The sequence below is a fragment of the Burkholderia semiarida genome (genome assembly GCF_029268935.1).
In the GTDB taxonomy this organism is placed as follows: Bacteria; Pseudomonadota; Gammaproteobacteria; order Burkholderiales; family Burkholderiaceae; genus Burkholderia; species Burkholderia semiarida.
Window position 1 is genome coordinate 1,176,105 of sequence record NZ_JAHLCL010000005.1, and the last position, 9,176, is coordinate 1,185,280.

Sequence of the window (9,176 nt, forward strand, 5' to 3'; positions counted from 1 at the left end):
CTGTCCGGCGATCGCATTCGTCCTCTCCTCGGCCTCGGTGATAAGCGGTAATGAGCGTAACCCGGACATGATGAAAGCCCGCCCAGTTGCGGGCTTTTTCTCATTCTGTCGCCCGACGATTTCAGAAGCACTGCTCCTACGATAGTTGTCGCGATGCTTTGATCTGTCACACGAATGATCTAGCATCGCACGATGCACTCCAGATCGAGTACCGGGCGCGGTGCCCGGCTATCGTTGCCGAGGAATTGCTGCGCTTCCGATGCGGTAGCGGGTAATGCGTCCCTGACTGACTGGGAGGGCCGTTGAACCGGGCCTTCGCATTCTTCCAGCGAGTCATCGGCCTAATTCGCAAGCAGCTCGAGCGGATCGCTGGATCGTCCCAGGGCGATCATTCCGTGGAGGATCTGACGAACGAGGCTTGGCTGATCGTTGACGAACTGCACGTCGAGCCGGATGCGAACCCGGACCCTGAAGACGAAAGTGTGCGTGAGCTGATCGTCACGCGTCTGCAGCGAGAGTTCGGCAGGTTCGTCAATCGTCAGGAGCGCTTCGCCACCCGTATCGACCGAGATGATATCGATGACGACGGCGACTTCATGCCAAATGCTGTTGCTGCCCGACTCTCGGCGCCCGAGAAATACGAACCGTTGGCATCGATCGAGATGCGCGAAGAAGCGGCTGCGGCGGCACGCAGGATCGGGGAGCGCTTTTCCGAAGCAGTCGCATACCTGCGGACATTCGAGCGATTTGATGGCGACAGGGTTGGTGTGGCGCAGTATCTAGCAATTGGCCCGCGGGCGCTCGATCGTCGCGTGGCACGAGCATCGCGTGTCGAATTAACCCAGCCATCGATGTTCGATGGGGTCGAGCATATCCCGGCGGACTTCATGCCACAGCCCGGGCGATGGAAAGTGAGGCCTGGCATTCAACGATATCGAGGTGCTTGCGCCATCGCGTGGCCGGTCCAACTGCAGTTGTTCATGCGCTCGTGCAAGCTATTTTTCAGTCGGCGACGGAGAGAGCAGTCGCAAGCGTAGACGAATACGACGCGCTAGTTCGATGCCTGCGTGCGTCAAGGTGACGTTGGGAGTGTCCAATGCAGACGCTTGAACGTGTCGAGCTTTACAACCTCGTGTGGCAGGTTCCGATGATCGAACTGGGGAAGAAGTACGGAGTGTCCCGAGACGCGATCCGATGGGCGTGCCTACAACTGAACGTACCTTTGCCACCTCAAGGGTACTGGGGCGCACTGGCGGCGGGAAAGGTTATGGAACGCCCGGCGTTGCCACCACTGCAGGCCAATAAAGTTACCACTCTGAGCGTTGCAGCTTTGATCGAGAAAGACGCGCCGCGTAGTCGGAGGCGCGGTCAATCTATGCACAGGCCTTCGTTAGTCGAAAGGCTATTTGGTGCAAAGCAACCGAAACCGGAAGATCAGGTCGTTTTACTGCCGCATGGGTACAAGTGGCATAGATCGGTGCAATCTATCAAGGAAGATCTCGACGCGAGGGCAGCAGATGCAATGGTTGCGAAGAAGCGCTTTGAGTGGATAGAAGCCCATCCCGGTAAGCGGTAGCCTCCGGTACGCGTATGCGACCGAACATCTGGAGCGGCAGAAGGCAGCCGGCATATCGCGCCGTGAGGCGGCTGCTGGGGTGTCGACATGGCTTGGCCACGGGGACGGACGCGGAACATGGGTGACGCGGGTCTACGGGCGTGAGGTGTTGACCGAAGAGGGGGCTCACCATGCATAAGCACGGTGGCGCATTGCCGCTCGTCGGCCACTCGAGGTGGAAGCAGATCGAGCCATTCGTCGGTGTCTCAAGGGAGACTTGGCGAAAGCTGTGCCTTGCGGGGCGGGCGCCGCGACCGATCCAACTCTCGCAGCGCTGTACAGTCTGGCGGAACGACCAGGTGCACGCGTATCTGGCTGATCCGTTGGGGTACAGGGCGAATGAGGTGCGCGGCGCGCCGGCTATACGGCCGTCGTGCTAGCCTCTCAACGACCCACGTGCTGAGCCGCCATGACCAAAATTACGACTGACCAGATCAAAGCCGCTTACGAAGTGGCAAGTGCCGTCTATGATGGCAAGCTATCGAAGCTGGAGGGTATAGACAAGCTTTACCGCGAGTACCGGCTCAACGACACGACGGCAACCCATTTCATCGATGATCTCCGCTTGATGCTGATGGGACAAGAGTTCCATCGCACACTGAGCGTCGAGGCAACCAACTATTTTCTCTGCCAAATTGCGATTGAACGGGGCGGCGCCGAACTGGAAAAAGCGATCGCCGCGAACTACGCGCATCTAGACTACTACGCGAAGCTTTCGAAGGGCGGACCTCAACATGCAAAGCGCCGGATAGTCGATGCGTGGGCGGCGAAGCGCCTGTTGCCTAGCGATCTCGGCGTGATGCAGTCGGAATTTGCGGAGGCGGTACAGCAGGCTCGAGCGGACGCGCCTGCTGTACGCCGGAGCCGGCTTCTCGCTGCTGCTAAGGTGCCCAATAAGGTGCAGGTCGTGACCGAGGCTTACGTCCGGAATCCTGACGTTGCTGCAGAGGTGTTGGAGCGAGCGAAGGGCAGTTGTGAGCGGTGCGCGAAGCCAGCACCGTTCATCCGACGCACCGATTGCACACCGTATCTCGAGGTACATCACCGCTCGAGGTTGGCCGACGGAGGTGAGGACACGGTCGAGAACGCAATTGCTCTCTGTCCGAACTGCCATCGAGAGATGCACTATGGAAAATTGGATTGAGGGCAAGATGTGCAAACATGTTCGGGTTGAGCACATGGAGCTGAGGTCTGGCGAGGTGGCTGAATGACTAATCGGACCGAGACGGATGCCGCGTTGCAAGAGGCAAAGGAAGTGGCGTCTCGATTGAAGGCGTCGTTGCCCTCATCAGTCGATGCCGCGCAGCAGGGCATCATGTTCAAGTCGTTGTTTTACGCCTTGGTAGTCCGAGAGGCGTTGTTGCATCGAATCGTTGCGCTTGCGGAGGATGCTTTTGCACTCCATGACGCCTCACGTTCGCTAGGTGCCGCCATCATCGCACGTTCGATGTTAGAGACGATGTCGGTACTCGGGTACCTCCGAGGCATATTTGAGAAATTTGAAGCCACTGGGGACGAGAAGGTCCTGTTCGACCGGATAGCAAAGGCGGTTGTGGGCGCCAGAAACATGCAGGACGAGGCGCCTCCTGCAGTTCATATGTTGAAGGCGATCGAGGAGACGGAACGGCGCATCGGTGTTCCGGGTTTGATGGCGGTTTACGAGTCGCTTTGTGAGTTCACGCATCCAAACTGGAGCGGGGTGCTAGGCTCTTTCGGCGAGCATGAACACGCGCATCGCGTAGTGTTTGGAACGCCCGCGAGAGGTATTCCCCCGGTAGAAGTGCATCTCGCAATTATCCTGACTACGTTCGAGCAGTTCTATACATGGCTCGGTGAGGCAATCTGCATGGCAAATGCAAGGCTTGAGCAGAATCGTTAACGCGCAAGATCGTCTTCCTCGACGAGGCTACGAAGTTTTTCGCAAAAGTCTCCGTAACGCATAGGGATGCAGCGCGTCCCGGCAGGAAAGCGCCGTAGACTGCGACGGTCCTCGGAGATGAACCAATCAGCAACCATAGCCGCAACATCAACGATAAAGGCATCTGCTTCGCTGTTGGATGTGCCGCGGTGAGCGTCATAGATTTCGCCTGAGCCCAAGTGGTCACCGGCGCGCATGATGCCGACCCGTGCGACGGCGTGGCCGATGATTTCGACTGGGAATTGATCCGGGAAGCCAGCCTCGCGCCGATGTAGCTCTTCAGCAACTTGGCGCGGCATCAGAATCGCGACCGCTTGCTGTTCTATTAGGTTGAGCAACAGCTCGGCGCTTTCCGCATCCTGTTCGATGCAATCATAGATGTTTGTGTCAAGGATGATCTGGATCATGGGAGCCTGGCGAATTTATGCGGCTGCGGAGGCTATGCGTGCAACGTTGTTGAATAGGATATCGCCGTAGGCCCACACAATCGTTCCTATGATTGTGAGGCAGGTGGCAAACCATAGGCCGCGCTTTTGTTTGGGAAGATACCGCAATCTCAGCGCCATAATCTCCGGGCTACCGAATGATCCAGGGGTGAGCAGTTCACCTAGATGGCTTGCTTTATTCTGAGCTAGGAACGCAAATACCGTGACCGGCGCGCCAGCCCGTTGGAACCATTGGGCCATCGAGTCACTCGCCGGCCGTAGAGCATTAGCACACGGTAGTGCAATCAGCAGGAGGGCGGCCAACGCAAGCAAGCACGCGATGGAGCGCCATGTTGCCTCAACCTTTTGCTCGTGTTCGCGCCAAAATTCTGTTGCTGTTGTCATTGAATACTCCGTGACGCTGTCGGATGGCTCGATGGATGAGTGTCTCGATTGAGTGCAGCGCTGATGATGCGATCGCCTAGCGTCCGGCGTTGATCGGAATGACTGCAGCACCAGCCTCCAGTGCATCCAGATGATCCGCCCAGTGCTGCATCATCTTCCGGCGCTCGGGCAGGAACTCGGCGTGCACGTACGCTGCAGTGACTTGATTGCGTTCGGCATGGGCCAGCTGTCGATCGACGACATCGCGGCTATAGCCGAGCTCGCGAAGAACGGTCGCGGCCAAGCCGCGGAACCCGTGGCCGGTCATTCGCGACTTGTAGCCCATTCGGTAGAGCGCATAGAGCATCGTGTTGTTCGAGATGTGGCTTCGGCCTTGGATGCTATAGAAGACATGCCGGTGGCCGCCGTTCAGCTCACGCAAGGCGGCCAATGTGTCGAGCGCCTGACGCGACAACGGGACGATGTGCGGGTCGCGCATCTTCATTCGCTCGGGCGGAATCCGCCACTCGGCGGCGCGCTCGTCGAACTCGTCCCACTCCGCGTTGATCATCTCGGTTGTCCGAGTGAACGTCAGGGCCATGAAGCGAAGCGCCAGCCGCGTGACGAGGTCGCCTTGGTAGGCGGCGATGTCCCGCATGAGCTGGGGAATTTCGATGGGTTTGACCCGCGCCATGTGTTGAACGCCGGTTCCCTTCTTGAGAACGGTCTCGGCGTCGATGTCGGCGGCCGGATTGCGGGAGCATCGTCCGGTCATGATTCCGTATTGGAACACTGCCCGTGAGCGCTGGAGGATGCGCTTTGCTGTCTCTCGCACGCCGCGGGATTCGACAGCCCTTAGGATCTCGAGCATGTCGGGCGCCTCGATGTCTCGGATCGGACGATGGCCGATTTTAGGAAAGACATCGACCTCGAGCGAACTGATCACCTTGGCCGCATATACCTCGGTCCAGCCATCCTTCTGGGTCGCAAACCACTCGCGCGCGACGGCTTCAAATGTCGATGTGGCTTCGATCGCTCGGGTGCGTTTGACTTCCCGTTTCTGCTCGGTTGGATCGGTGCCGGCGGCCAAGAGCTTCCGTGCATTGAGGCAGGCTTGCCGAGCCTCGGCCAGTGCCACCTCCGGATAGACGCCAAAGGCGGCGCGCTTCTCCTTGCCGTCGAAGCGGTACTTCATGCGCCAGTAGCGTGACCCGTTCGGCATCACCTCCAGATATAGCCCCTTGCCGTCTGCCAGGCGATAGGGCTTGTCCGCCGGCTTGGCCTTGCGGATCTGCATCTCGGTCAGCGGCGTAGCGCGCTTTGGCATGGCGTGGGGGCATCGAGTTTGGGGGCACGGAAGCATGTCCCAAAAAATGCCCCCAAGTTTGGTTGCTTGTTCTGGGCAACCGTGGGCAATGATCGCAGCAAAAGCCTAGAAGAGACAAGGCAGTGCGCGATTTATTTGGCAGACTTGGGAAGGATTGGGAACTGGGCTGGTCCCCCCGACAGGAATCGAACCTGTATCTAGCGCTTAGGAGGCGCTTGTTCTATCCATTGAACTACGGGGAGAGCCAAGTCCGGACAATCGCGCGAAAAACGCGAACCGGACGGCGGAGTGGACAGCGCGCAGAGTATAGCAAACGCGCGGCGCGTCGGCGGGGCGGAATGCACCCGCGACGCGCGTATCGCGTAATCACCCGCGATCGGAACGGGAAATCAGAAATCGACGACGACGAAATCTTCCTTGCCCACGTCGCACAGCGGGCAGCGCCAGTCGGCGGGAATGTCGGCGAAACGGGTGCCGGCCGCGATGCCTTCGTCGGGCAGCCCTTCTGCTTCGTTATAGACCCACCCGCAAATCAGGCAGACCCAGCTCTGGTATTCGGTTACTTCACTCATGTTGCGCTCGGGATAATGGAATTCGGCGATGCCGTCCGCAGCCCTCGCCAGCGGACGAAACGCGCCATGGTACCGGAATTTCGCCGAACGCCAGCGTAACGTCGTTTTAAACGTACGCATCGCGAACAACCGGCGCCATCGCGTCGGCCGGGCATGCGGTGTATGCTTCGTGGGCCTGTCAATCTGAAGGAGGAAACGATGCTCAACAGAAAGTGGATCGCGGGTGCAGTCTGTGTCGCGGCGATGGCCGTATCGACGCTCGCACGCGCCGAAGCGCGTGTGTTCTTCGTCGAGCCGAAGGACGGCGCGACGGTGTCGAGCCCCGTGCACGTGAAGTTCGGTCTCGAAGGCATGGCGCTCAAGCCGGCCGGCGACATGACGCCGGATACCGGTCATCATCACTTGCTGATCGACGGCAAGCCGGTGCCGAAGGGCGACGTGATTCCGGCGACCGACCATTCGCTGCATTTCGGCAAGGCCCAGACCGAAACCGACGTGAAGCTGCCGCCCGGCCAGCACACGCTGACGCTCCAGCTCGGTGACGGCGCGCACCGTTCCTACGGTCCCGAATTGAGCTCGACGATCACGGTCAACGTGAAATAATCGCGGATTCCGCGCTGGCGCCCACGGCGCCGCGTGCGGGGTCCGCCGATCGGCCGGCCGCGGGCATCCGGCCGGCATTCGCCCGTTTCCGCGGGCATGCAAACCGCGGCCCGCCTCCGCACCGGAAGCCGGCCGCGCCTTGCTCACGGCACCGCGCCGACACGCTTCGAGCGCGCCCTGCGGCCCTCGTCCATCCAGCCGAGCCGATGCCGCCCTCCGCGCCCGGTACAATGGGCGCTTCCGATTTCTCTCTTCGCCGTTTCCCCATGTCGCTCTATTCCATTACCGGCGCGCAGCTCGCGTTCGGTCACGTCGCGTTGCTCGATCACGCGGATTTCTCGCTGGAAGCCGGCGAGCGGGTCGGCCTGATCGGCCGTAACGGCGCGGGCAAGTCGTCGCTGCTGAAGATCGTCGCCGGTCTTGCCAAGCCCGACGACGGGCTGATCACGCGCCAGCAGGAGCTCGTGACCGTCTACGTGCCGCAAGAGCCCGAGTTCGAGCCGGGCGCGACGGTGTTCGACGCGGTCGCGTCGGGGCTCGCGCATACGCGCGAACTGCTCGAAGAATACGATTCGATCGCGCACCGCCTCGCGGAGATACCGGAAGGCGCCGAGCACGATGCGCTGCTCGCGCGGATGAACGCGCTGCAGTCGTCGCTTGACGCGCACGACGCATGGAACTGGCGCACGCGCGTGTCGATGACGCTCGCGCAGATCGGCCTGCAGGACGGCGACGCCAGCGTCGACGCGCTGTCGGGCGGGATGCAGAAGCGTGTCGCGCTGGCGCGTGCGCTGGTGCTGCAGCCGGACGTGCTGCTGCTCGACGAACCGACCAACCACCTCGATTTCGACGGCATCCGCTGGCTCGAGGAGTTGCTCGTCGCGCAGCGCGCGGGCCTCCTGTTCATCACCCACGATCGCGCGTTTCTCGATCGCGTCGCGACGCGCATCGTCGAGCTCGATCGCGGCCGGCTGCTGTCGTATCCGGGCAATTTCTCGGCATACCAGACGCGCAAGGCGCAGCAGCTCGAAGTCGAGCGCGTGGAAAACGAGAAGTTCGACAAGCTGCTCGCGCAGGAAGAAGTGTGGATCCGCAAGGGCGTCGAAGCGCGCCGTACGCGCAGCGTCGGGCGCATCGCGCGGCTCGTGCAGATGCGCAACGAACGCGCGGAGCGCCGCAATGCGCAGGGCAACGTGAAGCTCGACGTCGCGCAGGGCGAGAAGTCCGGCAAGATCGTCGCGGAGCTGACGGACGTGACGAAGCGCTACGGCGGCCGCACGGTGGTCGACCGCTTCTCGACGACGGTGATGCGCGGCGACAAGATAGGCTTCGTCGGCCCGAACGGCGCCGGCAAGACCACGTTGCTGAAGCTGATCCTCGGCGAGCTGAAGCCCGACGAAGGCACGGTGCGCACCGGCACGAACCTGCAGGTCGCGTATTTCGACCAGATGCGCGCGCAGCTCGACCAGGAGAAGAGCCTGGCCGATACGATCAGCCCCGGTAGCGAATGGGTCGAGATCGGCGGCGTGCGCAAGCACGTGATGAGCTATCTCGGCGATTTTTTGTTCGCGCCGGAACGCGCGCGTTCGCCGGTGAAGTCGCTGTCGGGCGGCGAGCGCAACCGGCTGCTGCTCGCGCGCCTGTTCGCGCGTCCGGCCAACGTACTGGTGCTCGACGAACCGACCAACGACCTCGACATCCCGACGCTCGAACTGCTCGAAGAGCTGCTGGCCGACTACGACGGCACGGTGCTGCTGGTCAGCCACGATCGCGCGTTCCTCGACAACGTCGTGACCTCGGTGATCGCGGCGGAGGGCGACGGCAAGTGGCGCGAATACGTCGGCGGCTTCACCGACTGGCAGATCCAGAGCGAGCGCTCGGAGCAGCTCGCGCAGCAGGAAGCGGCGAAGCGCGCGGTCAAGGAAGCGGCGCCCGCGAAGGACGAACCGGCGAAGAGCGCGGCCGGCCGCAACGCGCAGCGCACGGTGAAGCTGTCGTTCAACGAGCAGCGCGAACTCGATTCGCTGCCGGAGAAGATCGCCGCGCTCGAAGCGGAGCAGAAGACGATCAATGCGCAGCTCGAGGACGGCGCGATTTTCGCGAAGGATCCGCAGGAAGGCACGCGCCTGACCGAGCGGTTCGCGGCGATCGACGACGAATTGCTCGCCGCGCTCGAACGGTGGGAAACGCTCGAGGCGAAGCGCAAGCCGGCGTGACGCGCACGGCGGGTGCCGATCCCGAGATTGGCGCGCCACGCGGAACCAGTAAAATACCGCGCGTCCAGGGTCGCGCCGCGCACGCCGCGCGCCCGCTTTCGGAGCAGTCCAAGCAC

9 protein-coding genes and 1 tRNA gene are annotated in these 9,176 nt (G+C 61.6%); 6 read left to right on the forward strand and 4 right to left on the reverse strand.

What is annotated here, in order from left to right; translation table 11 throughout:
* The first annotated feature begins 302 nt into the window (after positions 1-302).
* From KPB06_RS12175 to KPB06_RS12195, 4 genes are all read left to right on the forward strand, one after another.
* Positions 303-1,037, forward strand: coding sequence for a hypothetical protein (locus tag KPB06_RS12175; protein WP_060010244.1), 735 nt, complete (start codon positions 303-305; stop codon positions 1,035-1,037).
* Between the two features lie 59 nt (positions 1,038-1,096).
* Positions 1,097-1,576: a hypothetical protein gene (locus KPB06_RS12180; RefSeq protein WP_143328715.1), complete on the forward strand. Its 480-nt coding sequence runs from the start codon at positions 1,097-1,099 to the stop codon at positions 1,574-1,576.
* Positions 1,577-2,024: 448 nt separating this feature from the next.
* Positions 2,025-2,759 (forward strand): HNH endonuclease, encoded by a 735-nt coding sequence (locus KPB06_RS12190; RefSeq protein ID WP_060010246.1) that lies wholly within the window; start codon positions 2,025-2,027, stop codon positions 2,757-2,759.
* A 63-nt stretch (positions 2,760-2,822) separates the two neighbouring features.
* The gene (locus KPB06_RS12195; RefSeq protein ID WP_060010249.1) at positions 2,823-3,494 is read left to right on the forward strand and encodes a hypothetical protein; all 672 of its coding nucleotides are present in this window, start codon (positions 2,823-2,825) and stop codon (positions 3,492-3,494) included.
* Here KPB06_RS12195 and KPB06_RS12200 read toward each other — a convergent pair.
* From KPB06_RS12200 to KPB06_RS12215, 4 genes are all read right to left on the reverse strand, one after another.
* On the reverse strand, positions 3,491-3,940 hold the full coding sequence (locus KPB06_RS12200) for a hypothetical protein (protein ID WP_006751403.1): 450 nt from the start codon (positions 3,938-3,940) through the stop codon (positions 3,491-3,493). The genes KPB06_RS12195 and KPB06_RS12200 overlap by 4 nt on opposite strands.
* A gap of 499 nt (positions 3,941-4,439) precedes the next feature.
* Complete coding sequence (locus KPB06_RS12205) at positions 4,440-5,669, reverse strand: tyrosine-type recombinase/integrase (RefSeq protein ID WP_060010257.1); 1,230 nt, start codon at positions 5,667-5,669, stop codon at positions 4,440-4,442.
* Positions 5,670-5,836: 167 nt separating this feature from the next.
* A tRNA-Arg gene (locus KPB06_RS12210) sits at positions 5,837-5,911 on the reverse strand.
* Positions 5,912-6,058: 147 nt separating this feature from the next.
* Positions 6,059-6,241: a rubredoxin gene (locus tag KPB06_RS12215; RefSeq protein WP_034190709.1), complete on the reverse strand. Its 183-nt coding sequence runs from the start codon at positions 6,239-6,241 to the stop codon at positions 6,059-6,061.
* 198 nt (positions 6,242-6,439) lie between these two features.
* On the opposite strand from KPB06_RS12215, the gene KPB06_RS12220 reads away from it, so the two are divergent.
* Together KPB06_RS12220 and KPB06_RS12225 are read left to right on the forward strand one after the other, a co-directional pair.
* Positions 6,440-6,844, forward strand: coding sequence for a DUF4399 domain-containing protein (locus KPB06_RS12220; protein ID WP_059583762.1), 405 nt, complete (start codon positions 6,440-6,442; stop codon positions 6,842-6,844).
* A gap of 266 nt (positions 6,845-7,110) precedes the next feature.
* Positions 7,111-9,060, forward strand: a complete 1,950-nt coding sequence (locus KPB06_RS12225; RefSeq protein WP_059583760.1) for an ATP-binding cassette domain-containing protein — start codon at positions 7,111-7,113, stop codon at positions 9,058-9,060.
* Positions 9,061-9,176 lie beyond the last annotated feature (116 nt).